The following is a 26665-nucleotide window of genomic DNA, read 5'->3' on the forward strand; positions in this document are numbered from 1 at the left end:
CTATGCGGGTGGTTCTGATTGTTATGGAGCCGCGTTGCGCTTGCGCGATTGGCGAATTCTACCTGAGAAGGGCCAAATTGGCTAAAAATGTCGATTTCTGGCGATTGAGGAAGAGAAGTTGGATGGGGCGAGCTCGCTCCATAGCACTATTTGTGGGGCTGCAAGACCGTTAGCAGGTAGAACATGCGTCTCCTATCCGCCAAGAGGGTTTCATGAAGGCCGCGACGCCCCCTCGACGCACGCGCGGATTGCCATAAATCGACATTTTTAGCCAGAAAGAAAGGCCTCAATGAGCAAGCCGCCCGTTTCGTGCCCGTTATCTTGCTACATGTCGAAGAGGCGCGCGCACGAGCGGGGGAATAGATTGCGAAAACGCATGGGAATGGGCGCGTGGATGTCCACCAGCGAGCGAGAAACAGGGTCGGTAAAGGCGAATCGCCGTGCGTGGAGCATCAAGCCACGCGCATCGCCCGCGCCATATAAGGCATCGCCGACGAGCGGGAAGCCCTCGTGTGCAAGATGAACGCGGATCTGATGTTTGCGACCGCTATATAGCCTAAGGTCGAGGAGGGTGTACCAGCGGCCGTCGATGCGCCTTCGGTCGAGCACGGTCGCCTCCGTGTGAGCGTCTTTGCCTGTGCGGCTCGCTCGCATGCGCCGCGCATCGTGCCGGTCCCTGCCAATCGGTACGTGAATATCTCGCTGATCCCAAGGTACGTGGCCCTCTGCGACGGCAAGGTAGTGCTTGCGCGCACCGTGTGCGGCGATCAGCGCATCGTAGGCACCTTGCGTGTGCTTGCAAATCGAAAAGAGCACGATGCCGGTCGTGTCGCGGTCGAGCCGCTGGAGCGCCTGGATCTCTGGTGCACATGTGGGCGCAACGTGGTCTATGGCTCCTCGTTCTACGGTGTTGCGCACCAAGTCGGTGAGCGTTTTTGTACCCGTCCCGTCCCCATGGACGATGATGCCGGCGGGCTTGTCGACCGCGAGCAGCGTTTCGCTGACGTAGAGCACGCGAGGGGAGAGATCGGCTGGTGCATCGCGCCTGCACGTGGCGCTTTCCTGCGCGGCATACGGTCCACTTCCGCGCATGGCATTTCTGGGTGCAGCGGGCGTGCTGCCTCCGTGTGCGCCATCTCCGCGTGAAGAACGATGGGCGAAAGTCTGGTTTCCCATGGCTAATCGACGCCCACAAACAGGCAGCCCGACGAAGAGCCCTTCTGCCGGGGCGCGGGCTTGCGTCCGGCGCGCGCGGCGTCAAGCGCCCGGCGGGCGCGTTCGGTCTGATCGGAGAGCTCCTCGGGCTCGAGCAAGGTTCCGTCGACGAGGAAGCGCCTCACGCCAGCGGAAAGGAGCGCGGGCATCTGGGGCGTAAGGTCCAGGGGATAGGCGTCGTACAAGCGAGAACGACCGTGGATGTCGGTGCGGACGGGCAGCATCTTGTCGTCGATGTTGTGGAGCGCGAGCTTGCGCATGCGTAGCGAACAGCGGGCGCAGTCGTGAATGCATGCGTTTGCGACCTGCAGGATGCAATGTTCGCTCGTCATGACGCGCGGCTTTCCGTATACGCAGATGCCGAGCGTAAGGGGACTCGCGGGGGCAATGCGCTCAATCTCGGCAAGCGAGAGCTCGGGGGAGAGCCAGGCGGCGCGGGCGCCTTCTCGGGCAAGGAGCTCAAGGCACGGCCGGTTGTGTGCGGGGATGCACGAACGCACTTCGGCGAGCGCCGAGCGCTCCGCGGCAAGGGCAAGTTCGGAGATATTGCCGACGGCGACGGCGGCGCCGGTTTCGACCCAGGAATCGAGCCGTTCGCGGTCGCCTGCGCGGCAGACCTCGTCAAGCACGGGAATGAGGCCGAGCTCGCGGGCTTGGGCGGGGGAGATACCCGCCGCGTCGAGGTCGTCGGTGGCCATATAGACTCGGTCGGCGCCTGCGCGGCGCGCAGCATCTGCCGCCTCGAGCGAAGTGGCGAGCGCGCAAACCATCGCCTCCGCGCCCCGTGCGTCTTTGTGCTCGTTCGCAGAGTCCGCGACGCCGCGGTGCGAGGGGATGTCCAAGCGTTCGGCCAGCTCCGCGCGACGCTGGCTTGGAGCGAGAATGGCTTCCTCGAGCAAGTCGCATGCGGCGGCTCGCACCTTGTGGACGGCGGAAAAGCCCATGCCGCAGCCCTCATCGAGCTCGACGGAGCAGGTCCGCATCTCAAACGGGCTCGAGCCCATGCGGCCAACGTGTTCTACGAGGTCATCGGACGAGACGGGCCTAGTGCGCGCTTCCTCGACGATGAAGCCCTGGGCGCATGCGGTGAGCGAGGGGTTGTCGCAGCAAGAGAGCTCGACCTCGAACGGCTGGCCCCGGCGGGCGCGCACCCGCACATCGACGGGGCGCTTGCGGGGGTAGGCGCGCTTGAGCACGTCGTCGGCACGGTCGATTGCCGCCTGGCTACGAATGATGCGCACGCGGCACCGCTTCCCGGGCGGTCGTGGGAGCTCGACATCGAGTATCTCGCCGGCGGCGGTATCACGGCGTGCGAGGGCCGTGAGGAACGTGTCCGGATCATCGTCGTCGCGCAGCTCAAGGAGATCGCCTGTCCCAACGGGCGCGTCGAGTGCGAGGTGGGCGGTGCCCGCAGGCCCCTTGATAGCCGCTCGCAGGCGCTCCCCCTTGGTTTGGGGCTCGCGCGCGGTGAACCCGGCGACGCGGCCCACGAGCTCGCCTCGATTGTTCGACCGCTCGTAGCTCATCATGTCGTCGTCGGAGGTGCCGTCTTGGTACGCGTGCGTGAAGTCGCGGTTAAAGCAGCGCTTGAGTTGGCGCTTACGAGCCGCCTGCTCCTTTTCGCCCGCATTCCGCCCTGCAAGAACGTCGTCGAGCTCGCGGCGGTATACATCCGTTACCGAGAAGACGTAGTCGGCGGCCTTCATGCGACCTTCGAGCTTGAGTGCCGAGGCGCCTGTGTCCACGAGCTGGGGGAGCAGGTCGGTCGTGCAGGTGTCGCGCGGGCAGAGCGGCCGACCGCGGCCGGGTGCCGAGATCTCGCGCCCCTGCTCGTCAATGAGCTCGTAGGGTAGGCGGCACGGCTGCGCGCACATGCCGCGGTTGGCGGAGCGCCCGGCCTGGCAGAAGCTCGAGAGCAGGCATACCCCGGAATAGCTGAAGCAGATGGAGCCGTGGGCGAACACCTCGAGGTCGATGCCGCACTGCTCGTGGATGGCGGCGATCTCGCCCAGGGAGAGCTCGCGCGAAAGCGTCACGCGGTCGGCGCCCAGGCGCTCGCACCATGCGGCTCCGCGTGCGTCATGGATGTTTGCCTGGGTGGAGATGTGCGTCTCGATTTCGGGCATAAGCCGCTTTACTTCCGAGAAGAGGCCCCAGTCTTGAATGATGAAGGCGTCGGCGCCGAGCGCCGTGCACCGGCGGATGAGCTCGACCGCCTCGTCCATCTCGTCGTCTTTGATGACGATGTTGGTGGTTACATAGACGCGTGCGCCAGCAAGGTGCGCGGTCCGGCACGCGCGGGCGAATTCCTCGTCGGTGAAGTTCTCGGCCTTGCGTCGCGCGTTCATGGTTCCCATGCCGAGGTAGATGGCATCGGCACCCGCCGCAAGGGCCGCTGCGAACGGTTTGGGGCCGCCTGCGGGGGCGAGGAGCTCCACACGTCGCGCAAGGGACGGTGCTTGTTGAGTTGGGCGATCGGCCATGGTTTCCTCTCTGAAACGGCAAAGATGCGCGCTTGTCTCGAAATGCCGTTGCGGTATCGTTGATGCCCGTGCCGTGGTTCGCAGACACCCGGTGCCCATGATTCATGTTCGGGTGGTTTGTGAATCGTAGACACCGGGTGTCTGCGAACCACGGGCCACTCGAAGAGGTCCCAGGGCTTGGGCCTTGGCCTTATCTTGGCAGCGGGCATTGCTGAATCGGCGAATGTTCCTATTATAGGGAATGCACGAGGCTCTAGCCCTGCGCTCGCAGCTCTTGTCTGGATACCATCATGCGTGCAAAGGAGCCGCTATGACCTACGATTTCACAAGCATCATGGAGCGTCACGGGCAAGATGCGGTGGCCGTCGACGGTCTGGGCGCGCCCGGTGCCCCGGAGGCCCCGCAGGAGGGGTTCGACGCCATTCCCATGTGGGTGGCCGATATGAACTTTCCGGTGCTCCCCGCCATCCAAGACGCCATCGTCGCGCGCGTGAAGGAACCCCACTTCGGTTATTTCGATCCGCGGGACGAGTACTTCGAGCGCATCATTGCCTGGCAGCGCGACCGTAACGGCGTGACCGGGCTCGAGCCGCAGCATATCGGATACGAGAACGGCGTGCTCGGCGGTCTCGTCTCCACGCTCCAGGCCTTCGCGGCGCCGGGCGATGCAGTGCTCTTGCACAGCCCTACGTATATCGGATTTACCAAAAGCATCGAGAACGCTGGCTACAAGATTGTCTTATCGCCGCTCAAGCTCGACGAGTCGGGTATCTGGCGCATGGATTTCGACGATATGGAGCGAAAGCTTTCCGAGAACAAGATCCATGTTGCGGTGTTCTGCTCGCCCCATAACCCGTGCGGCCGCGTGTGGGAGCGCGCTGAGATCGAGCGGGCCATGGAGCTCTACCGCGCATATGATTGCGTGGTGGTCTCGGACGAGATCTGGTCCGACATCATCCTGCCCGGCCACAAGCACGTGCCCACGCAGTCCGTTTCCGCCGATGCACGCGAGCGCACCGTGGCCCTCTATGCGCCGAGCAAAACCTTCAGCCTTGCGGGGCTTGTAGGGAGCTACCACATCATCTACGGCGACTATCTGCGCGACCGCGTGCTCGCGCAGGCGTCCAAGTGCCACTACAACAGCATGAACGTGCTCTCTATGCACGCCCTCATGGGTGCCTACAGCCCCGAGGGACGCGTGTGGGTGGACGAGCTTACCGAGGTGCTCGGCGACACCATCGATTGGGTGTGCGCGTATATCGCTGAGCATTTCGAGGGCGTGCGGGTCGTGAAGCCGCAGGGCACCTACATGCTCTTCCTCGACTGCACCGCGTGGTGCGAGCAGCACGGCTGCGATGTGGGAGAGCTCCTTCGCGCCGGGTGGCGCGTGGGCGTGGCCTGGCAAGACGGCCGCCCGTTCCATGGCCCGTGCCACATTCGCATGAACCTCGCCCTGCCGCGCGCCCGCGTCGAAGAGGCGTTCGACCGCCTGAGCCGCTACGTGTTCGGCGCGTAGGTGAGCTTCATGCCTGCAGGACTTCTACCCATCATCTACCTCGCGTTCATCAGCTTGGGCCTGCCCGATTCCGCCATCGGGTCTGCGTGGCCCACGATGGCCCCCAGCCTTGGTGCGGGCATCTCATGGGTGGGCGTGGTGACCATGATCATCTCGGCGGGAACCATCGTTTCGAGCCTTATGTCGGTGCGCGTGGTGGAGCGCTTCGGCACGGGGCGCGTCACGGTGGCGAGCGTGGCGCTCACGGCGGCGGCCCTCGTGGGCTTTTCCCAGTCCCAGGCGTTCTGGCAGCTTTGCCTCTGGGCGGTCCCCTATGGCCTTGGGGCGGGGGCCGTCGACGCGGCGCTCAACGCCTATGTCGCCGTGCATTACGAGTCGCAGCATATGAGCTGGCTTCATTGCATGTGGGGAGTCGGTGCGAGCGGCGGTCCCATGATCATGGCACAGTGCCTCGAGCGAAGCGACTGGTCGACGGGGTTCTTCGTGCTCGGGGGCATCCAGGTCGCAATCGCCGTGGTGCTCACGCTCTCTCTGCCGCTCTGGCGCGACCGCAAGCTGCCTGCGCGGCGCTCCCCGGGTGACGGAGGCTCGTGCGTGGGCGAGGGGCAGGAGCGCGCCTTCGAGTGCGGAGGCGGGGAACCCCGGGCGAGCGGCGCGCGCGTGCAGCCCTCCGGGCGAGGCGGCGGGGAGTGCGGTGCGAGCGGGGAACGCCCTGTTCGGCGCACCCATGCCCAGTTGCTTCGCATTCCCGGTGTAAAGGCAGTGCTCGTCAGCTTCTTCTGCTACAGCGCCTTCGAGACCACCTGCGGCAACTGGGCGGCGACCTTCTGCACGCTTGCACGTGGCATCGATGCGCAGACAGCGGCGAGCTGGGCCGCTCTCTTCTATATGGGCATCACCGCAGGCCGAGCCGTGAGCGGCTTCATTTCGCTCAAGGTGAACGACCGCAATATGATCCGGCTCGGTCAGGCGCTCATCGCGGTTGCGTTCGTATGCGTGCTCATGCCGGACGACACGGCGCTCTTCGCGGGGCTTGTGCTCATGGGCTGCGGATGCGCTCCCATCTACCCCTCGACGATCCACGCTACGCCGGCACGGTTCGGGGAGGAGCTCGCGCTCGAGCTCACGGGCATGCAGATGGCGTTCGCCTATATCGGGTCGCTCGCCATGTCGCCGCTCTTCGGCGTGCTCGCGCAGCTCGTCGGCGCATGGGTCTATCCGTGGTACCTCGTGCTCTTCCTGGTAGTCATGGTGGTGGCGGGCGAGCGCCTGAACGGCGTGGTGCGATTGCGCGAGCGGGCGTAGCAAGCGGGCGTAGCGAGCGGCGCGGATGTGGCGTTCGGCTATGGACGTAGCAAGCGGCCGCAAGCGCAGCGCTCGGCCGCGGGCGCAGCGCACGCGCCGGTTCTGGAGTCGAACATCAACCTTTAGGAGGCATCATGAGTTATCCCGTATTCGATCTTCATTGCGATACCGCGACCATGCTCGCGTTCCAGAACATGCCCGCAGAGCTCGCGGCTTCAGCTGGCATGTCGGGGCAGGGCGAGCCGCCCGCGTCTCCCGATCTTCCCAAGCCGCCTGCCGCCGTGGACCTTTCTGCCGGCGGTTTTCAGCTCACCGCGGAAAAGATCGGTGCCACGCCTTGGGCACAGTGCTTTGCCTGCTTCATCCCCGACGCCTTCGAGCCCGCCTCTGCCGCGGCGCTCTGGGAGCACGTATCCGGCTGCCTCGACCGCGAACTGATGCGGTACGGCAATCGCTTCTCGGGCGTGCGCTCGGCGGCCGGCATTCGACCAGCGCTTGCGGAAGGTCGTATCGCGGCGGTGCGCACCATCGAGAACGCTCGGCTGTTCGCGCACGATATCGAACTGGTGCACGCCTGCGCCGAGCGGGGCCTGCTCATGGCGTCCCTCAGCTGGAATGCCCCGGGTCCGCTTGCGAGCGGCCACGATGCTCCGGAGCGCGGGCTCACCGCAACTGGTCGCGAAGCCCTGCGCCGCATGGAGGAGGAGCGCGTCATCCTCGATGTCTCGCATCTCAACGATGTTTGCTTCGACGAGGTTGCCCGCCTGGCCGAGCGTCCTTTCGTAGCGAGTTACTCCAACGCGCGGGCCGTCTGCGGGCACAAGCGGAACCTCACCGATGCCCAGTTCGCCGAGATCCGCGATCGCGGTGGCATCGTGGGGCTCAACTATGCGGACCTGTTCGTCGTGGACGACCCTGCGGCCATGCCACCCACCTTCGACGACCTTTCTCGCCACATCGAGCATTGGCTCGACCTCGGCGGCGAGCGGGTGCTGGCGCTGGGAAGCGACTTCGACGGGTGCGACCCGGTGCCCGACATCGCGAGCGCGGATAAGATGCCCGCCTTCCAAGAGCACCTTGAGCAGCGCTTCGGCGCCGAGGTAACCGAGGCGCTCTGCGGCGGAAACGCGCTTGCGTTCTTTGAACGGTTCGGGCGGTAAGGAGGCGCTGCCGGCGCAGGCCCGTCGCTTGCCGGGCGCGGCGTCGTCGTTTTGCTCGTGTTGTCGAGCTTGTTCGTAGGCGCTTTTTCGGGCGAGATTTAAACGATTGATTCGCTTTCAGGCATATTTCGGACGCCCGCCCCGTTCTCGGGCGGGTTTCCGCCATCTGCGTGCTTCTCGGGCGACTTTCAGACACCCGCTCCGTTGCCGGGCGACTTTCGGACATCCATTCCGTTTTCGGGCGGCTTCCGTACGCTCGGAGGCTCGAAAACGTCCAGATATCGCCCGACAACCGAGGGAGTGTCCGGATTGCGCCCGGCAACGGGACAAGTGTCAGGATTGCGCCCGAGAAGCCACGCGCTAGGGGCGCATCGGGAGGCCCCGTCCGCGCGATGCGCCGGAATGAGCGCCGATGGATTCATCTGACCCAGCAAGCTCCATGCTACGAGTATCTTGAAAACGTGCGCCACCGCGGCCTTCTCGCCGAATACGTTGTCGAGGCTAAGATGTCCTTGGGTAAGTGTTGCCTCAGTGGCTCATTGTCGTTCTCGTTGACCCCGTCAATCTCACGGTCGGTGCGGTGGACGGAGGCAACGCTCGGTGACGGTTGTCTCCTGATGAAGCCGTGGCTGCAAGCTTCATCGTGTCAAGGTGCCGTGGACAGCCTCTGCTCAAGGACAACTGCGTTCGGAATGAATTGCCAAGCGCAAAGAAATGCTGCATAGATATATACATATATCTGAATATATGATAGTCTAAAATGTAAGTTAGCGCATTGATGGGGGTCATCTTATGGGACGTCAGATTGCGTTATTGATTCGTTGCTCGGGCAAACAGCTCGCGCTTTATGCGATGCTCTTGTTCGTCTCCCTGTCGTTTTCTATGTATATTCTGCTTGACTTCCAAACTGGTTTTGCAGGGCGGCGCATTGAGTTCGAATCCAACATTCAGTTTGTTGGCCAATCACGGGCAAGCCTGGACGATCCAACCATGCCAGATGACCTTAAACAACTTACACAGGAACGTATAGATGCACTCGAGCGGATGGCATCTGCTGAGTCGGATGCCAATTTGATTCGTTCTGCAAGCGCATGTTATGACGTTGAGCTACGCATGCTCGATGCGGGGTATCTGGTGGCAGACGAGCCTGCGCTGCGCCAATCTGCAGAGCTTTTCGATGGGATGAGCCGGTTAGCGAGCCCGCAGGCGTACGATACCTCCTCGCAGTTGCCGGCTGTATTGGTTCTAAGCTTCATAAGCGCGCACGTTCCCTATATTGTCTGGTTGCTACCGGGCGTCTTTGTCGGCCTCATTACATTGCGGTTATTCGATGCGGGCCGTTTGCTTAGCAGGGCACCCGTATCCGGCGTGCAGCGTTTTGCGATCCTGCTCACGTTGCAGCTGGTGCTTGGTGCGGCGTGCGTCGCCATCACGCTGCTGGTGCCGCTTGTTTTCGCGTTGCTGAGGAATGGATTCGGCGATGTGTCGTATCCCGTCGTGTTCTACCAAGGCGGCGAGCTTATGCATCTTACCGCGTTAGAGTCTTCGGCGCGCGTGGCTCTGCTCTACCTGCTTCTGACCATTGCTATATCTCTGTTTTGTCAGTTTGTTCATTGCATGGTGAACCACTCTACTGTGGCAGCTTTGACGGGTGCGGTAGTGTTCCTTTCCCCGATGCTCCTGCAGGCTTTGCTTGCTCAAGAGGGGGGCGATTGGATTCTCTGGTGTCCGTTTATCTATTTCTATATGCCATCGTCTGCGGGCTTCTTTAGCTACAATCCTTCATCGGATGTCTTTCCCGTCGAAGGCGCAAGCTTCGGGCGTGGCCTTATGCTGATAGTGGCTCTCATCGCGATTCTCTTGATAGCCGCCTTTATCGCTGACGTTTTCGTTCGAGGAGTGTCTATTCGTCGCGACAGGCTTGGGTCCCAGGCGACAGGTGCGGACGCTTCCCGCGGATTTGTCCGTGCGTCTCGGATAACGGTAGCGCGGGGTCGCCAAGCCGTTCTCAGCGATTCATCGTTCTCCCTCGACCCCGGGCATGTCGTTGGGCTGGTCGCTCCTAATGGATGCGGAAAAACGACGTTGCTCGAGGTTCTGGCTGGCAACGCGTCATTGTTGAAATCCGGAAGCATCAAAATAGCCGGTGTTCCCTGCTCGCGCAATCCCCAATACATGCAGTGTGTGTTTCTTGTCCCGGGGAATGCCGACTGGATGTACTCACACCTTTCGCCGGATGAGCATCTGGCGCTCGTCACAGCCTTTTGGGGGCAGGCGGCGGGTCGTGTTTACGATGATGCGTGCTCCGAACTTGCAGAGTTTGGACATAAAGCTGTTCGCAAGCTATCGCAGGGCATGAAACAGCAAGTTGCCTTGACCCTTGCATATGTTTCGGGCGCCCGCTGCCTTCTTTTGGACGAAAGCATGAACGCCCTTGACCCCACTCATGTAAAGTGGCATTCCCATACGCTTCGTCAGTATGCGAATGCAGGGGGAACGGTGCTCATTTCATCCCATATTCTCAGCACGCTCGAGGGCCTCTGCGACGATTACCTATTTATTGAAGATGGCGCCGTTTGCTCAAAGCGCCCTGATGGCACCGTGGCAGATTACTATGCGGAGACGTTTGAAAAGGCCTCTGGAAACGTGCTTCCGTAAAGTGAGGAGGGAGGGTTAGACACAAGAAAAAATGCGGAGGAAAAGGAAACGATGGAAGGAACTATAATGCGGATGTTGCTGTACTTGAAGAAGCAAGCCTTTGGGATTGTATCCGTGTTCTTGTTGGCCATCTGTTTCGGCTTCATGGTGCCGCAAGTTGCGGTAGGCTTGGATAGTGTGGCGGAGGATTCGGGAACCATTGAGCCCCGCGCATACATAGATACGGTGGAAGACACTTATCGTGTGTACTTATGCCACAACAACGGAGCTCACAATGGGTCAAAGTACAACGTTAGCTATAAATCTCTTCGTTATAGCAACGGATATTCTTGCACCGGATCACGCTTGACAAACAGCTGGTCTGTGAGCGGTCAGTGCCAATACAATCACACGGGTACCGTCTATATCTATCAATATACGTATTCTGTATGGTAGGCGTACGGGGTGATATGAGGCGTAGTACAGTCTATTGAGCGATACAGCGCTAATATTGGAGCAGCGTGCTGAAGTGAACCGTCTCCCATTTCTTGGACTAAAAAGCCCTGGAGATGGGAGGCTTTTCTTGGGCGACTTTCGTACGCTCGGAGGCTCGAAAACGTCCAGATGTCGCCCGGCAACGGAGGGAGTGTCCGGATTGCGCCCGACAACCGCGCGAGCGTCAAATCTCGCCCGAGAAGCAGCGCGCTAGGGGGCGCATCGGGAGGCCCCGTTCGCGCCATGCACCGGGATGAGCACCGAGGGGCTGCCAGCTCAGCAACCTCCACACTGCAAGCATCTTGAAAATGTGGATTTCCGCAGGTTGCCAAGGGGCTTCAGAAGTTCTTCTGGCAATTCGTCCCGCAGACGCGTATCATAGCGACCGTATTGCCCGGCTCCTGTCGGTGATTCGTCGTGCCGCGACAGCCAGCGCGGTCCGATGACGGCAGGAGGCACGAGGACAACCCGACTGGATGCAAAATTTCCTCTGTCCTATTTTCGCATCTGGGAGTGGCCAAGCCCCGTGCTTAAAACCCCAAAGGAGTGAACATGGCTGAAGAGAAGTACGTGCCCCGTCTTAAGACCAAGTACCTCAACGAGGTGAAGGGCCAGCTTCAGGAGAAGTTCCAGTACAAGAACGTCATGATGATCCCGAAGATCGAGAAGATCGTCGTGAACATGGGCGTCGGCGAGGCGGCCACCGATTCCAAGGCCATCGACGGTGCCGTGCGCGACCTGCGTGCCATCACCGGCCAGCAGCCGATGGTTACCCGCGCCCGCAAGTCCATCGCGTCCTTCCGCCTGCGCGCCGGCATGCCGATCGGTGCCAAGGTCACCCTGCGCGGCGACCGCATGTGGGAGTTCCTCGACCGTCTCACCGCTGTGGCGATCCCCCGTATCCGCGACTTCCGCGGTATCTCGCCCGATAGCTTCGACGGCCGCGGCAACTTCTCCATGGGCGTGACCGAGCAGCTCATCTTCCCCGAGATCGATTTCGACTCCATCGACCGCCAGCGCGGCATGGACATCACCATCGTCACCACCGCCAAGACCGACGAAGAGGGCCGTGCCCTTCTCGACGGCTTTGGATTCCCGTTCAAGAAGTAGTTCATTCGCTCCGGCTCCGGGCCGCGCGGTTCGTGTGCGGCCCGACCGGTGCATGATAATCCGTGATAGGAGGTAAGTAAGTGGCTAAGACATCGATGATCGTCAAACAGCAGCGCGAGCCGAAGTTCTCGACCCGCAAGTACACCCGCTGCCAGCGTTGCGGCCGTCCGCATTCGGTTTACCGCAAGTTCGGCCTGTGCCGTGTGTGCTTCCGCGAGCTGGCGCTCAAGGGCGAGCTTCCCGGCATCAAGAAGGCCAGCTGGTAAGTCACTACCAGTGCACGGGGTGTGCAGCCCCGGCAGGGAAGATCGTGTACGGCAGGCTCGGTCGCTATGGGTGACCGAGGACCGGTTGCACGAGTTCATCTAGAACGAAGGAGAATCTGCATGAACCTGACAGACCCGATTGCAGACATGCTTACGCGCATTCGCAACGGCAACTCTGCGAACAAGGCCGCCGTCTCCATGCCGAGCTCGAAGAAGCTCATCGAGATCGCGCGCGTCTTGCATGAGGAGGGCTACATCGAGGGCTACACGGTCGAGGATACCGTGCCCCAGAAGACCCTCACCATCACGCTTAAGTACGGCCCCAAGAAGCAGAAGGTCATCAACGGCATCCGCCGCATTTCCAAGCCCGGCCTTCGCAAGTATGCCGGCGTCGCCGACATCCCCCGCGTTCGCGGTGGTCTTGGTACCGCTATCGTTTCCACCAGCAAGGGCGTCATGACCGACCGCGACTGCCGCAAGGCGAACGTCGGCGGCGAGATCATCGCGTTCGTCTGGTAAGACGACTGGCGAGTAGAAGGAAGGAGAACACCGTGTCCCGTATCGGTAAGAAGCCTGTCCAGATTCCCGCCGGAGTCGAGGTGGCAGTCGATGGTCAGCACGTGACCGTCAAGGGCCCCAAGGGCCAGCTCGAGCTTGATTTCTACGAGAAGCTCAGCATTTCCATCGAGGAGAACGAGCTCGTCGTGAGCCGTCCCGACGATGAGCGCGAGACCCGCGCCCGTCACGGCCTCACCCGCGCGCTCATCCAGAACATGGTGATCGGCGTGTCCGAGGGCTACACCAAGCAGCTCGAGCTCGCTGGCGTCGGCTACCGTGTGCAGCTCAAGGGCAAGAACCTCGAGATGTCGCTCGGTTATTCGCACCCCGTCCTGTACGATGCCCCCGAGGGCATTACCTTCGAGGTGCCCGACAACACGCACATCAACGTGAAGGGCATCAACAAGCAGCAGGTCGGCCAGGTTGCCGCCGAGATCCGCGGCAAGCGTCCGCCCGAGCCGTACAAGGGCAAGGGTATCCACTACGTTGGCGAGCACATCCGTCGCAAGCTCGGTAAGGCCGCTAAGTAGTAGCAGACGCACACCGTGTAAGTCCCGTACCCCGTTAGGTACGGGCAAGATCCTCTAAGGAGTTATCAGATGGATAAGAACAAAGCGAAGGCAGCCGGCCTCAAGCGCCGTCAGCGTCGCGTTCGCGGGAAGATCTTCGGCACGCCCGAGCGCCCGCGCCTGCGCGTGGTTCGCACGAACGCCAACATCTATGCCATGATCGTGGACGATACCCAGGGCAAGACCCTCGTGTCCGCTTCGACCCTCGAGGCCGAGTTCAAGGGCACCCACACCTCCAACAAGGAGGCTGCGGAGAAGGTCGGCGAGCTCGTGGGCAAGCGCGCCATCGAGGCTGGCATCAAGGCGGTCCGTTTCGACCGTGGCGGCCGTATCTATCATGGGCGCGTCAAGGCCCTCGCCGACGGCGCTCGTGCCGCCGGTCTCGAGTTCTAGGAGGTTAGAAGCACATGGCTCGTAATCGAGATAACAAGCAGCGCGAGGCCTCCGAGTTCGAGGAGCGCGTCGTCTTCATCAACCGCGTCGCCAAGACCGTCAAGGGTGGCCGTCGCATGTCCCTCGTCGCGCTCGTCGTCGTTGGCGACGGCAAGGGCAACGTCGGCATCGGCATGGGCAAGTCCGCTGAGGTGCCCCTGGCCATCTCCAAGGCGTCGCTCGATGCCAAGAAGCACATGTTCCACGTGCCGGTGACCGAAGAGGGCACCATTCCGCACGAGGTCGAGGGCCACTTCGGCGCCGGCCGCATCATCATCAAGCCCGCTGTCGAGGGTACCGGCGTTATCGCCGGCGGCGCTGTGCGCCCCCTCTTCGAGCTTGCTGGCATCAAGAACGTTCTCTCCAAGTCGCTCGGCACCGATAACGGCCTCAACATCATCAAGGCCGCTGCCGAGGGCCTCAAGGAGCTCGCAAGCCCCGAGGACGTCGCGGCTCGCCGCGGCCTCACGGTCAGCGAGATGTTCGTGGGCAAGAAGGAGCAGTAAGCATGGCCGATACCATCACCGTCAAGCAGGTCCGCAGCACCAACGGTTGCAAGCAGGACCAGGTCAGGACCATCAAGGCCCTCGGCCTCGGGAAGATCAACCGCACCCGCGAGCTTCCCGACAACGAATCTGTCCGCGGAATGATCTTCAAGGTCAAGCACCTTGTTGAGATTGTAGAGGAGTAAGCAATGCAGCTTCATGACCTCACCCCCGCAGAGGGGTCGACTCACCGCCGCAAGCGCATCGGCCGCGGCAACTCCTCTGGTCACGGCACCACGGCGGGTCGCGGCCAGAAGGGCCAGCTTTCCCGCTCCGGCGGCGGCAAGGGCTCGGGCTTCGAGGGCGGCCAGACCCCGCTCGCGATGCGCCTGCCCAAGCTCCCGGGCTTCCGTAACCCGCGTCGCATCGAGTTCGCTCCCGTGAACATCGCCCGCCTCGACGAGAAGTTCGAGGACGGCGCGGTGATCGACGGCGCAGCGCTCAAGGCTGCCGGCATCATCAAGAAGGAATTCCAGCCGGTGAAGATTCTTGCTGAGGGCGAGACCAGCAAGAAGTTCACGGTCCGCGTCGACAAGGTCTCCGCTGCCGCGCAGGCCAAGATCGAGGCGGCCGGCGGAAAGGTCGAGCTCCCGTGCTAACTGGCCTGAAGAACGCGTTCCGGATCAAAGATCTTCGGGACAAGATTCTCTTCACCATAGCGATGCTCATTGTGTACCGCATCGGTGCACATGTTCCTGTGCCCGGCGTCCCCTTCCAGGGGATGGCGGGCCTTTTGCCGACCGATGGCGCTATGGGGCTTCTTACGCTTTTCTCCGGTGGCGCGCTGAGCTACGTCTCGGTCTTCTCGCTTGGCATCATGCCCTACATCACGAGCTCCATCATCATGCAGCTCCTGCAGAGCGTGATTCCGAGCCTCCACGAGCTTGCCCGAGAGGGCGAGGTCGGCCAGACCAAGATCACGCAGTATTCTCGCTATCTCACGCTCGGCCTGTCCATCCTTAACTCGATCGGCTACCTGTTCCTGTTCAAGAGCTACGGCATCAGCTTCGCCGAGGCCAGCGCTCCCGAGGTCATCTTCGACATCATGGTCGTCGGCACGCTCACCGCGGGCTCGATGCTCATCATGTGGATCGGTGAGCTCATCACGCAGCGCGGCATCGGCAACGGCATGTCGCTCATCATCTTCGCGAACATCATGGCTGGCCTGCCGCAGTCCATCTTCTCCTCGCTTGGCGAGGGCACGATGGGCATCGTCGTCACCGTCGTGATCTTCGTCGTGATCCTGTGCGTGATCCCGTTCATCGTCTTCCTCGAGCGCGGCCAGCGCCGCATTCCGGTGCAGTACGCCAAGCGCGTTGTGGGCCGTCGCATGATGGGTGGTCAGTCGACCTACCTTCCCATCAAGGTCAACACCGCCGGCGTGGTGCCGATCATCTTCGCGAGTGCGCTTCTGTACTTCCCTGCGCAGATCGCGGTCTTCTTCCCCAACGTCGATTGGGTGCTGGCCGTGGCTAACGCGCTTGCCTCGGGCTGGATCAACTGGATCTTGAACGTCGTTCTGATCGTGTTCTTCGCGTACTTCTATACCTCGATGATTTTCAATCCCGAGGACACCGCGGAGAACCTCAAGCGTCAGGGTGGCTTTATCCCCGGCGTTCGCCCGGGCCGTGCCACCGCTGCCTATATCAAGAACGCGCTCAACAAGATCACGCTTCCGAGCGCCGTCTTCCTGGCGGTCATCGCGATCGTGCCGTCCATCATCTTCTCCTTCACGGGGAACCAGCTCATTCAGGCCTTCGGTGGCACCTCGGTGCTCATCATGGTGGGCGTGGTGCTCGATACGGTCGATAAGGTCGAGAGCCAGCTCAAGATGTATAACTACGACGGCTTCTTCAAGTAGGGCGGAGAGGAGTCACCCATGAATATCGTTCTGTTGGGCGCGCCCGGCGCCGGTAAGGGCACCGTGGCCCAGGAGCTCGTCGCCGATTACGGCGTCGCGCACATCTCGACCGGCGATCTTTTGCGTGCTGCCGTGAAGGGCGGCACCGAGCTCGGCCTCCAGGCGAAGCAGTACATGGATGCCGGCGAGCTTGTGCCCGATCAGCTCGTGATCGATCTGGTGAAGGAGCGCCTCGCTGCCGATGATGCCCAGAAGGGCTTCATCCTCGACGGCTTCCCGCGCAACACCATGCAGGCCGTGACGCTCGACTCCGAGCTTTCCGGGCTCGGTCGCACCATCGACTGCGCTCTGCTCATCGACGTCGAGCCCGCGATCATCATCGAGCGCCTCTCGTCGCGTCGCACCTGCCGCGCCTGCGGCCATACCGGTACCGCGACCGAGACCGTCTGCCCCGCCTGCGGTGGCGAGATGTACCAGCGCGATGACGATAAGCCCGAGACGATCCAGAACCGCCTCGATGTGTACGAGAAGAACACGAGCCCGCTCGTGGAGTACTATCGCGGCCAGGGTCTGCTCAAGAGCGTCAACGGCGCCCAGAGCATGGAAGCGGTCTACGCTGACGTAAAGGAAGCGCTCGGTCTATGATCAAGATCAAGACCCCTGAAGAGATCGAGCAGATGAAGAAGGCCGGAGCACTGTCCAAGATGGTGCTTCGGCACGTCGGTGCCATGGTGCGCCCTGGCGTTTCGACTTTTGAGCTCGATCAGCTTGCCGAGCAGATCATTCGCATGCACGGCGGCACGCCCGCGTTCAAGGGGTACGGCGGGTTCCCGGGCACCATCTGCGCATCGCTGAACGATGCCGTGGTGCACGGTATCCCCAATCCCGATGTGATCCTGCGCGATGGTGATATCCTCTCCATCGACACCGGAGCCATCGTCGACGGTTGGGTGGGCGACAACGCCTGGACGTTCTACGTCGGAAACCCCGCACCCGAGGTCAAGGCGCTGTGCGAAGTCACCCTCGACTGCCTCAAGGCGGGCATCGAGCAGGCCGTGCCGGGGAACCGCATCGGCGACATCGGTCATGCCGTTCAAAGCCTTGCCGAGAGCCATGGTTACGGCGTGCTTCGCGAGTACGTGGGACATGGCGTGGGCCGTGCGATGCACGAGGAGCCCAACGTTCCCAACTACGGCAAGAAGGGGAGGGGCATCACGCTCGAAGCCGGAATGGTCATCGCGATCGAGCCGATGATCACGCTCGGCACGCATCGCGTGAGCGTGGGGCCCGATGGCTGGATCGTGACCACGAACGACCATCTGCCCGCTGCCCACTACGAGAACACCATCGCCATCACCAACGATGGACCGGTTGTTCTCACCCAAGATGCTCAGGGCCCGTGGTGTAGCCTGCAGGGCGGTGTGATGTAGTGATAAAACGAACCCGGTTCGTTTTATCACTCTAGAACCTCCCCAGCATCTGTTTAGGGGAGTGCGAAAGGGCGCTCTGCAGGAAGAATGTGGAGCGTTGACGAAAAATACATGAGGTGGTACCGCTCTGCGGTATCATTAGTCGCTGCTGTCGTTTCGAGAGAAAGATGTGCTTGTGAAGAAGGAAGACGCAATCGAACTCGAGGGTACGGTCACCGAGCCGCTTCCCAATGCGATGTTTCGTGTCGATTTGGGTAATGGTCACACGGTTCTCTGCTCCATCTCGGGCAAGATCCGTATGAACTATATCCGCATCCTTCCCGGTGACAAGGTCGTGGTGGAGCTTTCGCCCTACGATCTCACCCGTGGTCGCATCACCTATCGCTATAAATAGGCAGCGCACGCGCGCGACAGACCGCTCAGCTGTCGTGTGCGCAACCAGCCAGGTAATTCACGTCTGCGGCTGGACGAGTACATAGTAGGTTTGTTGGTTTGAGCACAACCGAAAGGAAGAACGATGAAGGTACGTCCTTCGGTCAAGAAGATGTGCGACAAGTGCAAGATTATCAGGCGCCATGGCAAGGTGCTCGTTATCTGCGAGAACCCGCGTCACAAGCAGCGTCAGGGTTAAGAGAGGAGATCCAAGTTGGCCCGTATTAGCGGTGTCGATCTGCCGCGTGAGAAGCGCGTCGAGATCGGTCTGACCTACATCTACGGCATCGGCCGCACCACGGCGTCTAAGATTTGCGCCGACACGAACATCAACCCGGATACCCGCGTCAAGGACCTTACCGAAGAAGAGGTCGACGTCATCCGTAAGTACATCGACGAGAACCACATCATGGTGGAGGGCGACCTCCGTCGCGAGCGTAACCAGAACGTCAAGCGCCTCATGGACATCGGCTGCTATCGTGGCCTGCGTCACCGCAAGGGTCTTCCCGTCCGCGGCCAGCGCACCCACACCAACGCTCGTACCCGCAAGGGTCCGAAGCGCCAGATCGGTGCCAAGAAGAAGAAATAAGGAGCGCTTAACTGATGGCTACTGCTAAGAACAAGCGCGGCGCCGCTACTCGCGTCAAGCGCGCCGACCGCAAGAACATCTCCGTGGGACAGGCTCACATCCGTTCCACCTTCAACAACACGATCATCTCGATCACCGATCCGCAGGGCAACGTCATTGCCTGGAAGTCGGCGGGCCAGGTGGGCTTCAAGGGCTCTCGTAAGAGCACTCCGTTTGCCGCCCAGATGGCTGCCGAGGCCTGCGCCAAGGCCGCTATGGAGCACGGCATGCACAAGGTCGCCGTGTTCGTGAAGGGCCCGGGCTCCGGTCGCGAGACCGCCATCCGTTCCCTCCAGGCCGCCGGCCTCGAGGTCACGAGCATCCAGGACAAGACCCCCATCCCGCACAACGGCTGCCGCCCCAAGAAGCGTCGCCGCGTGTAACTCTGAAAGGATCGCATTACTATGGCAATCGACAGGACTCCTGTTCTTAAGCGCTGCCGCCAGCTCGGGGTCGATCCCATCGAGCTCGGTTACAGCAGCAAGAAGGAATCGAAGCGTCAGCCCAAGCGTCGCCGCAAGGAATCCGAGTACGGCATCCAGCTGCGCGAGAAGCAGAAGGCTAAGTTCATCTACGGTGTGCTCGAGAAGCAGTTCCACCGTTACTATGAGCGCGCCCGTCGCATGAACGGCGTCACCGGCGAGAACCTGATGGTTCTCCTCGAGACCCGTCTCGACAACGTGGTGTTCCGTCTTGGCTTCGCCCGCACCCGCCGCGAGGCCCGTCAGACGGTTTCCCACGGTCACTTCACCGTGAACGGCCGCCGCGTCGACATCCCCTCCTATCTCGTCAAGCCCGGTGACGTCATCGCGGTGGGCGAGAAGTACCGTGACCTCCTCCCCATCAAGGAGGCTCTCATCCAGTCCGAGCGCTTCGAGGTCCCCGGCTGGCTTGAGGTCGATATCGAGAAGCTCTCTGGTAACGTGCTCTCGCTGCCCACGCGTGAGCAGATCAGCACCGATATCCAAGAGCAGCTCATCGTCGAGCTCTACTCTAAGTAGTCCATCAGGGCTGCTGAGGCTGGAGGTTAATACATGTCAGAATTCATTAGGCCTCAGGTTCAGGTCGAAGAGATCAACGAGACGTCCGCTCGTGTCTCCGTCGAGCCGCTCGAGCGTGGTTACGGCGACACCCTCGGCAACTCGCTCCGTCGCGTCCTGCTCTCCTCTCTCGAGGGTGCGGCAGTTGAGGCGATCAAGATCGATGGCGCCCAGCACGAGTTCATGACCATCCCCAACATGGTTGAGGATGTTACCGATATCGTCCTCAACGTTAAGGGCTTGGTCTTCCGCGCCACGGGCACCTCGGTGTCCGAGGCCGAGGCCACCATCAACGTCGAGGGCCCGTGCGATGTCAACGGCGGCGACTTCTTCATTCCGGCTGGTTTCGAGCTCGTCAACCCCGAGCAGCACATCGCCACCCTGAATGAGGGCGCGCACCTTACGATGTCCATGCGCATCGGTCATGGTCGCGGCTATGTGTCGTACGAGGGCAACAAGCGCGATTCCGATCCCATCGGCATCATCCACGTCGACTCGCTCTTCTCGCCGGTGCGCCGCTGCGCCAAGCTCGTCGAGGCCTGCCGCGTGGGTCAGCACACCGACTACGACCGTCTGGTGCTTGAGATCGAGACCAACGGCGCCCTTTCCCCGCGCGACGCGGTGGTTCAGGCTGCCAACATCATCAACCAGCACATGGCTGCGTTCATGAACCTTGCCGAGACCCCCGAGGTCGAGGAAGAGGTTTCGATCTTCGCCCCTGAGGCCGCGAGCGACAACGCCGAGCTCGATAAGCAGATCGAGGATCTCGACCTCTCGGTTCGCTCCTACAACTGCCTGAAGCGCGCGAGCATTCACTCTGTGCGCCAGCTCGTGGAGTTCTCCGAGAACGACCTGCTCAACATCCGCAACTTCGGCGTCAAGTCGATCGAGGAAGTCAAGGACAAGCTTGAGTCTATGGGCCTAAGCCTGAAGCAGTAGCTCGAGCTTTCATATAGAGGAGATACGAGACCATGCGTCACAACAAGAAGAAGGGCCTGAAGCTCGGCACCGATGCGAGCCACACCAAGGCCATGAAGAAGAGCCTTGCCAAGGCGCTCTTTGAGAACGATCGCATCAAGACCACCGAGACCCGCGCAAAGGCGCTCCGCAGCTATGCTGAGCCCATCATCACCTGGGCCAAGAAGGGCGACCTGCACTCCCGTCGTCTCGCCATCGCCAAGCTCGGTGACAAGGACCTCGTCGCCGAGATCTTCGACAAGGCCGCTCAGGGCATGTGGGCCGACCGTAACGGCGGTTACACCCGCATCATGAAGCTCGGCCCCCGCAAGGGCGACAACGCTCCGATGGTCATCATCGAGATCGTGTCCGAGCCCTGCACCCCCAAGGTGAAGAAGGCTGCTCCCGCCCCGAAGCCCGTTGCCCCCAAGAAGGCCGAGGCTGTCGAGGAGGCTCCCGCCGCTGAGGCTGAGGTCGCCGAGACCGAGGCTCCCGCCGAGGAGAGCGCTGCCGAGTAGCGCCCAGGCTCATGTGAGCTTTTGCAAAGGCCCCGCTCTGCGGGGCCTTTTTCACATTAACGGTGGTGGCGTCTTGCTTCTGCGTTGGCGACGGTAACGGCGTTGGTGTTTTGTTGCTGTTGAGTTATTGCATGCCGAAGTTCAAACGCGGTCGCGCTTCATTTCATACTGTCGGCGTGTTCGATGCAATAGGTGATGGATGGGCGGGCGCGCGATTGCGCTCATGGCTCAAAAGATGAAAAGCTCGCTCGATGCTGGAGGGAGGCGTCGAATGATTGAGGTAGTAGATGCCATTGTCGACGGCGCACTTCACGGCGTCTCGCTTTGCGTCGAGCGCGGCGAGGTCGTTGCGCTCATCGGACACAATGGTTCCGGCAAATCGACGCTCGGGCGACTTGTGTGTGGGGCCCAGTTGCCTCAATCCGGTACAGTTTGCGTCGATGGGGCGTCTACCGCCAATGTGCCGGGGCGTGCCCTTGTGCGCCGTCTGGTTGGGTATGTTGGCCAAAATGCTGCTGACCAGACCGTGTCGACCATCGTGAGTGACGAACTCGCTTTTGGTCTATGGAATATCGGTTGCGCGGAAGGGGAGATTGCAGAGCGAGTTGCGAGTTCGCTTGATGCTGTGGGGCTTGCGGGCTTCGAGGACCGTGAGGTGTCATCGCTTTCTGGCGGAGAGCTCCAACGCCTCGTGCTGGCTTCTGTGCTCGCAATGGAGCCTGGCTATCTCGTGCTCGATGAGGTGACTTCTCAGATCGATAGCACCTTCCGGTCCCAGTTCAGGAGCCTGGTGGCGCGTTTTGCTGGGCGTGGCGTTGGCGTGGTTCTCGTCACCCATGATCCGCTTGAGGTGCTTTCGTGCAACCGGGTGCTCGTGCTCGATGCTGGCAAGGTGATCTGGTCGGGGGCTCCGGGTTCGCTTCTGGTCAATTATCGTGATCTCTGGGATTGGGTTTTGCCCCCGAATGACTATGCCGACGCGTTGCGGTGTGCCGTTGCCGATGGTTTTGATCTTGCCGGTGGGTTTGCTCCGGCTCACCTTGCCACGTGGCTTCGCAGCGTTCGAGCAGATGTGCGCTCCGGTGCGGGGTCCCCTCTCGATGCCGACCTAGATTCTGGTATCGGTCGCGTTGCCGGGCGGCATCTGGACGACCACATCGTTGTCGGGCGAAATCTGGACGATGTCATCGTTGCTGGGCGAGATTCGGACAGCGCCTCTGTTTTCGGGCACAATTCGGACGCTTGCGGCGTTTCCGGGCGAGATTCGGACACTCACAGCGTTTCCGGGCGTAAATCGGACACTCAGGTGTCTCAAAATGGCGATTTTTCGCCCGACAAGGGAGCCAATGTCCGAATTCAGTCCGACAACGGGGGCGGTGTCCGAATTCCGCCCGAAAACGGCGCCAATGTACGAATCTCGCCCGACAACGGAATCAATATCCGAATCATGCCCGAGTACGCTTCCAATTCCTCGATTCCGTCTGATGGCGCCGGGGCTTTCAGCGCGATATCCGGAAACGATCGTGGAACTGAAGGCGAGCCTGCGCGCGAAGCGAGCTCCCTGGCATTCAGCCACGTCTCCATTGCCTATGAAAACGCGGAAGTGCTGAACGATATCTCGCTTTCGATTCCATCCGGACGGGTGACGCTTATCGCAGGTCGTTCAGGTGCGGGCAAAACTACGCTCGCATGTCTGGCGGCCGGACTCACCAAGGCGCAGTCGGGCTCAGTACTGCTTGGCGGCACCGCACCTGTACCGGGCGAAGTTGCCCTAGCGTTCCAGAATCCCGAACAGCAGCTCTTTCTCGAGACGGTAGAGCACGAACTCGCCTTCGCACCGCGTAATCTTGGCTGCTCGGATGAGGAGGTTGCTCGGCGCGTGAGCGATGCGGCCTCACAGCTCGAGATTAAGGAACTGCTGCCAAGCGATCCGTTCTGCCTATCGGGGGGCCAGGCTCGCCGGGTGGCGCTTGCAAGCATTCTCACGCTCAGCCCCCGCGCGGTTGTTCTCGACGAGCCCACAGCCGGTCTCGACGCTCCGGCTCGCGCGGCGCTCCACCGCTTGGTGCAAGATCTTGCCTGCAAGGGGCTTCCGGTTCTCGTGGTGAGTCATGATCTTGAAGAGTGGCTCGCTGCCGCAGATCAGGTGGTTCTGCTTGCAGACGGCACGATTGCATGGCAAGGGACGCCAGGCGCACTCGCTTCGGATATGGATGCGTTTGCGCGGGCGGGGCTTGAGCCGCCAGAATCCTGGCAGCTTCGTGAGCTGCTCGCACAAGCGGAGAAGCGCGATTCTGCAGGCGTGAACGGGGCCACGTCAGCGAAAACAGCCACACGGGACCAAGAGGCCGGTGCCGCGCGCGGCCCGGAGGGCGTGGAGGCGCAAGAGCCGAGGGCAACGGCGGCGCGAGATTCGAAGAGCACGGCAGCGCAAGGACCGAAGGCCACAGTCGCGCGGACGCTGAAAGGCGCTGCCACACAAGAGCCATCCTCGCACGGATCGGATGTCGCGGCCAGGCCAAGCCGGAAGGACACGGCAGGGCGTGGGCTGGAAGGCGTCGACGCGCGCGTAAAAGTGACCCTTCTGCTTGTCGCGACGGCCGCGCTCTTTGCCGCGAGGGCTCCTTGGACACTTGTCATGTGGGCAATGCTCTGTCTGTTGGTACTGCGCGCATCCGGCATCGGGGGCAAGGCCGTTGCACACGCCCTGAAGCCGGTCGCCCTGCTCTTCGCGTTCATCGTCTGCGCAAATCTTGTCTCTTGCGACGGAAGCGCCGACGTTGCCATCGCGGGGAGTGTTGGTATCAGCACGGTGGGTGCCGCGCGCGCCGCCACCGCCGTGGCGAGGATCATCATGCTCGTATGTCTTGCGCTTTCGGTCGCGACATCTACAACGCCAACCAAGCTCGCACACGCCTGCACGAGTCTCATGAGGCCGCTCGGTCATATCGGGGTGCCGATCGAAGACGTCGGGCTTGTGCTATCGATGGCCCTGCGGTTCATTCCCGTTGTCTCCGAAGAGGCGGGGCGCATCAGGCTCGCGCAGCGGGCACGCGGTGTCAACTTCGACGAAGGGTCGGTGCTCAGGCGCGTGCGGGCATGGGCGGCGGTGCTCACGCCGCTCGTGGTCGGGCTCTTCAGGCGCGCCGATCGCGTGGCGGAGTCTATGGATGCCCGCTGCTACGGCCAGCGGAGCTCTGGGCAGCATAGACGCGTATCTTTGCAACCTGCGGACAAGCTCGTTCTTCTCGGCGGGCTCGTAGTCATGGCGGTGCTCACGGTGCTTTCGTATAGTATCTGATAGGAAAGGCGTGCCGATATGCTGGCGCGCGAGACGATAGGGGGCGCGATGGAGGACAAGGCGAGGGCACAGGAGGCCATGGACCATGATGGGTTGCCCTCATGCGCGGGCGCCATTGTTTTGCGCCTGGGGTATTCAGGGGAAGCTTATAGCGGGTTTGCCGAGCAGACGCAGCCCGAGGTGCGCACGGTCGCGGGAGAGCTCAGGAAGGCGCTGGAAACCTTCCTGCGCCGTGAGGTGGACCTTACCTGCGCCGGCCGTACAGACGCTGGTGTGCACGCGCTCAGCCAGTATGTGAGCTTCCCTGCCATCGATGGCGAGTTCTCGATTGCCCAGACGCGCTGGCTGCGCGCCATGGATGCGCTCTTGCCGCGCGATATCGCCGTTCAGGAGGTCTTTCAGGCGCATTCGGATTTCTCCGCTCGCTTTGATGCTTTGGCACGCACCTACACGTATCGCATCGCCGATCGGCCGAATCGCCCGGTGCTCACGCGCGATCATGTGTGGTGGCAGCGCATGCCGCTCGATGAAGAGGCCATGGGTATTGCGGCGCAGCATCTCGTAGGGGAACATGATTTCAAGAGCTTTTGCAAGATGGCTTCTGCGGTGGGGAAACCGACCTGTCGAAATGTGATGAGCGTGGGTTTTGAGCGAACCGAGGAGCTTGGGGAAGAAGTGCTCGCGTTCACCATCACCGGCAATGCCTTCTTGCATTCCATGGTGCGCACCATCGTAGGGACGCTTGTGGAGGTGGGGCTCCATCGGCGCGAGCCCAGCTGGGTTTCTGAGGTGCTTGCAGCGTGTGACCGCCGAGCAGCGGGCCCAACGGCGCCGGCGTGCGGGCTCACGTTCGTGGACGTTGCCTACCCGCCGGGTATCCTCACGCCGCTCGCATAGGGTGCGCTGTCCGGACGGGGCGCGCTGATTGCTTGGTGCCCCGTGCGCATGGTGCACACCAATTGCACGCCACACCGCTTTCATAGACCGTCGCGATGTGTTGTGTTGTTGCAGAACATTTGTACAGAACGTGCAGCCAAGCACTTCGAGTCCGGTGAAAACGCCCGGTGATACCATGTAATACGACTTGCAGTCCAGGACTCCCGGGGGAGGTTGAGCGGTGGCACGTCGTATGGTGAAGCGCCCGTTCATCTCGGTTATCGTGCTTGCCCACGATGCCGAGCGCCATGTGCCGCGCACCCTGGAGAGCGTGCTCGACCAGGACTTCGACGACGTTCAGCTCGTGGTGTGCGACTGCGCCTCCCATGATCGGACTGCTGCCATCTGCCGTCGCTGTGCGGAGCGCGAGATCAGGCTCGACGTCATCGAGCTCGAAGATACCGACCGTTCCCTTGCTTTCGACCGTGCTCTTGGCGTGGCGCGTGGCCGCTATGTGCTCGTACTCGGACAGAACGATTGGCTGGCCCCGCGCGCTCTCGAGCACCTTCACGCATTGCTTACCGAGCATGATCTTGAGCTTGCCATCCTCGCGCTTTCGGTTGACGAAGATTCTGGCAACGGCGAGCTTAGCTCGCATCGCCTAAGCTTCGATGTTACGCCGACGCGCACGAAAGATGAGTTTCGCGATCAAGCGCCCTTGTTTTTGGCGGACGGCATCTTCAACGCGCTCAAGGGCAAGGTCTTGGACCGCGACCGTGCCGACGCGCTCGGTTTGCGTATGCAGCTTTGCGGTAACGAGGTCGCCTATCTTGCCGCCTACCTTGAGGACATCGAGCGCGTGGGCGTGGCGGGTCAAGCCGTCTGCCATGTGGCTCAACAAGAGATGCTAGATCATTTCAACATGGCCGCATATGCCTGCTGTGAGCGGAACCACGAGCGGTACCTGCAACTCATTTCGACATGGCACCGTGACCGCGACGAAGCGCTTCTGGCTGCGGTCCATCGCCTACATCTGCGCGGGATTATCTCTTGCATTGAAGGCGTCTGCTCGTCGCGCGAGATTTCTGCTATCGAGCGCAACGCGCGCGTTCGCGACATGATCGAGGCGCCGAGCACGCGGGCTTCGGTGGCAGTGCTCGGTGATACGAGCCGTGAATTCGGCTTCATCTACGGTTCCATCGTCCGCAAAAACGTGACCGCTTGCTGTCTGAGCGCCCGACTTTCGATACTCGCGCGCATCTCGCATCTTCCCTTCGCAGCGCGAACGGGCGTCATGCTTTCGTGTGCTTGATCGCTCCGTCGTACGTCGC

27 protein-coding genes are annotated in these 26665 nt (G+C 61.7%); 25 read left to right on the plus strand and 2 right to left on the minus strand.

Going from position 1 to position 26665, the window contains the following annotated elements; translation table 11 throughout:
• Positions 1 to 324 precede the first annotated feature (324 nt).
• Complete coding sequence (locus tag HGEM_RS02845) at positions 325 to 1092, minus strand: RluA family pseudouridine synthase (protein WP_019127894.1); 768 nt, start codon at positions 1090 to 1092, stop codon at positions 325 to 327.
• Between the two features lie 86 nt (positions 1093 to 1178).
• The gene (locus HGEM_RS02850) at positions 1179 to 3698 is read right to left on the minus strand and encodes a U32 family peptidase (protein WP_019127895.1); all 2520 of its coding nucleotides are present in this window, start codon (positions 3696 to 3698) and stop codon (positions 1179 to 1181) included.
• Between the two features lie 310 nt (positions 3699 to 4008).
• Here HGEM_RS02850 and HGEM_RS02855 point away from each other — a divergent pair, with 310 nt between their 5' ends.
• The 25 genes from HGEM_RS02855 to HGEM_RS09920 all read left to right on the plus strand — a co-directional run bounded on the left by HGEM_RS02855 (position 4009) and on the right by HGEM_RS09920 (position 26646).
• Positions 4009 to 5214, plus strand: coding sequence for a MalY/PatB family protein (locus HGEM_RS02855; protein WP_019127896.1), 1206 nt, complete (start codon positions 4009 to 4011; stop codon positions 5212 to 5214).
• Between the two features lie 9 nt (positions 5215 to 5223).
• Positions 5224 to 6519 carry an MFS transporter gene (locus tag HGEM_RS02860; protein WP_019127897.1) on the plus strand — a complete coding sequence of 432 codons (1296 nt, stop codon included), beginning with the start codon at positions 5224 to 5226 and terminating at the stop codon, positions 6517 to 6519.
• Positions 6520 to 6653: 134 nt separating this feature from the next.
• Positions 6654 to 7679 (plus strand): dipeptidase, encoded by a 1026-nt coding sequence (locus HGEM_RS02865; protein ID WP_019127898.1) that lies wholly within the window; start codon positions 6654 to 6656, stop codon positions 7677 to 7679.
• Between the two features lie 792 nt (positions 7680 to 8471).
• Positions 8472 to 10337 carry an ATP-binding cassette domain-containing protein gene (locus HGEM_RS02870; protein WP_019127899.1) on the plus strand — a complete coding sequence of 622 codons (1866 nt, stop codon included), beginning with the start codon at positions 8472 to 8474 and terminating at the stop codon, positions 10335 to 10337.
• A 1026-nt stretch (positions 10338 to 11363) separates the two neighbouring features.
• On the plus strand, positions 11364 to 11921 hold the full coding sequence (gene rplE / locus HGEM_RS02880) for a 50S ribosomal protein L5 (protein WP_019127901.1): 558 nt from the start codon (positions 11364 to 11366) through the stop codon (positions 11919 to 11921).
• Positions 11922 to 12001: 80 nt separating this feature from the next.
• Positions 12002 to 12187 carry a type Z 30S ribosomal protein S14 gene (locus HGEM_RS02885; RefSeq protein ID WP_022349923.1) on the plus strand — a complete coding sequence of 62 codons (186 nt, stop codon included), beginning with the start codon at positions 12002 to 12004 and terminating at the stop codon, positions 12185 to 12187.
• Positions 12188 to 12307: 120 nt separating this feature from the next.
• On the plus strand, positions 12308 to 12706 hold the full coding sequence (gene rpsH / locus HGEM_RS02890) for a 30S ribosomal protein S8 (RefSeq protein ID WP_019127903.1): 399 nt from the start codon (positions 12308 to 12310) through the stop codon (positions 12704 to 12706).
• Between the two features lie 32 nt (positions 12707 to 12738).
• A complete protein-coding gene (rplF, locus tag HGEM_RS02895; RefSeq protein WP_019127904.1) occupies positions 12739 to 13275 on the plus strand; it encodes a 50S ribosomal protein L6 in 537 nt (178 codons plus the stop codon).
• Between the two features lie 69 nt (positions 13276 to 13344).
• Positions 13345 to 13707 carry a 50S ribosomal protein L18 gene (gene rplR, locus HGEM_RS02900; protein WP_019127905.1) on the plus strand — a complete coding sequence of 121 codons (363 nt, stop codon included), beginning with the start codon at positions 13345 to 13347 and terminating at the stop codon, positions 13705 to 13707.
• A gap of 14 nt (positions 13708 to 13721) precedes the next feature.
• Positions 13722 to 14252: a 30S ribosomal protein S5 gene (rpsE, locus tag HGEM_RS02905; protein WP_019127906.1), complete on the plus strand. Its 531-nt coding sequence runs from the start codon at positions 13722 to 13724 to the stop codon at positions 14250 to 14252.
• Positions 14253 to 14254: 2 nt separating this feature from the next.
• Positions 14255 to 14437 (plus strand): 50S ribosomal protein L30, encoded by a 183-nt coding sequence (gene rpmD / locus HGEM_RS02910; protein WP_019127907.1) that lies wholly within the window; start codon positions 14255 to 14257, stop codon positions 14435 to 14437.
• Between the two features lie 3 nt (positions 14438 to 14440).
• The gene (gene rplO / locus HGEM_RS02915; protein ID WP_019127908.1) at positions 14441 to 14890 is read left to right on the plus strand and encodes a 50S ribosomal protein L15; all 450 of its coding nucleotides are present in this window, start codon (positions 14441 to 14443) and stop codon (positions 14888 to 14890) included.
• Positions 14884 to 16152, plus strand: coding sequence for a preprotein translocase subunit SecY (gene secY / locus HGEM_RS02920; protein ID WP_019127909.1), 1269 nt, complete (start codon positions 14884 to 14886; stop codon positions 16150 to 16152). The genes rplO and secY overlap by 7 nt, the downstream gene beginning before the upstream one ends.
• Positions 16153 to 16170: 18 nt before the next feature.
• A complete protein-coding gene (locus tag HGEM_RS02925) occupies positions 16171 to 16797 on the plus strand; it encodes an adenylate kinase (RefSeq protein WP_019127910.1) in 627 nt (208 codons plus the stop codon).
• Positions 16794 to 17582 (plus strand): type I methionyl aminopeptidase, encoded by a 789-nt coding sequence (map, locus tag HGEM_RS02930; protein ID WP_019127911.1) that lies wholly within the window; start codon positions 16794 to 16796, stop codon positions 17580 to 17582. The genes HGEM_RS02925 and map overlap by 4 nt, the downstream gene beginning before the upstream one ends.
• A gap of 175 nt (positions 17583 to 17757) precedes the next feature.
• Complete coding sequence (infA, locus tag HGEM_RS02935; protein ID WP_019127912.1) at positions 17758 to 17976, plus strand: translation initiation factor IF-1; 219 nt, start codon at positions 17758 to 17760, stop codon at positions 17974 to 17976.
• A 123-nt stretch (positions 17977 to 18099) separates the two neighbouring features.
• Entirely contained in the window at positions 18100 to 18213 is a 114-nt protein-coding gene (gene rpmJ, locus HGEM_RS02940; protein WP_006363204.1) for a 50S ribosomal protein L36, read from the plus strand.
• Positions 18214 to 18228: 15 nt separating this feature from the next.
• A complete protein-coding gene (gene rpsM / locus HGEM_RS02945; protein ID WP_019127913.1) occupies positions 18229 to 18603 on the plus strand; it encodes a 30S ribosomal protein S13 in 375 nt (124 codons plus the stop codon).
• Between the two features lie 14 nt (positions 18604 to 18617).
• Positions 18618 to 19025 (plus strand): 30S ribosomal protein S11, encoded by a 408-nt coding sequence (gene rpsK, locus HGEM_RS02950; RefSeq protein ID WP_019127914.1) that lies wholly within the window; start codon positions 18618 to 18620, stop codon positions 19023 to 19025.
• A 21-nt stretch (positions 19026 to 19046) separates the two neighbouring features.
• Positions 19047 to 19643: a 30S ribosomal protein S4 gene (gene rpsD / locus HGEM_RS02955; RefSeq protein WP_019127915.1), complete on the plus strand. Its 597-nt coding sequence runs from the start codon at positions 19047 to 19049 to the stop codon at positions 19641 to 19643.
• A gap of 33 nt (positions 19644 to 19676) precedes the next feature.
• On the plus strand, positions 19677 to 20621 hold the full coding sequence (locus tag HGEM_RS02960) for a DNA-directed RNA polymerase subunit alpha (protein ID WP_019127916.1): 945 nt from the start codon (positions 19677 to 19679) through the stop codon (positions 20619 to 20621).
• A 32-nt stretch (positions 20622 to 20653) separates the two neighbouring features.
• Positions 20654 to 21157, plus strand: a complete 504-nt coding sequence (gene rplQ, locus HGEM_RS02965) for a 50S ribosomal protein L17 (RefSeq protein ID WP_019127917.1) — start codon at positions 20654 to 20656, stop codon at positions 21155 to 21157.
• Positions 21158 to 21428: 271 nt separating this feature from the next.
• Positions 21429 to 24458, plus strand: coding sequence for an energy-coupling factor transporter ATPase (locus tag HGEM_RS09665; protein ID WP_019127918.1), 3030 nt, complete (start codon positions 21429 to 21431; stop codon positions 24456 to 24458).
• A 78-nt stretch (positions 24459 to 24536) separates the two neighbouring features.
• Positions 24537 to 25355 (plus strand): tRNA pseudouridine(38-40) synthase TruA, encoded by an 819-nt coding sequence (gene truA, locus HGEM_RS02980; RefSeq protein WP_035101114.1) that lies wholly within the window; start codon positions 24537 to 24539, stop codon positions 25353 to 25355.
• A 220-nt stretch (positions 25356 to 25575) separates the two neighbouring features.
• Positions 25576 to 26646, plus strand: a complete 1071-nt coding sequence (locus tag HGEM_RS09920) for a glycosyltransferase family 2 protein (RefSeq protein WP_143349785.1) — start codon at positions 25576 to 25578, stop codon at positions 26644 to 26646.
• Positions 26647 to 26665 lie beyond the last annotated feature (19 nt).

Origin of the sequence: Enorma massiliensis phI, assembly GCF_000311845.1 — a bacterium.
GTDB lineage: Bacteria > Actinomycetota > Coriobacteriia > Coriobacteriales > Coriobacteriaceae > Enorma > Enorma massiliensis.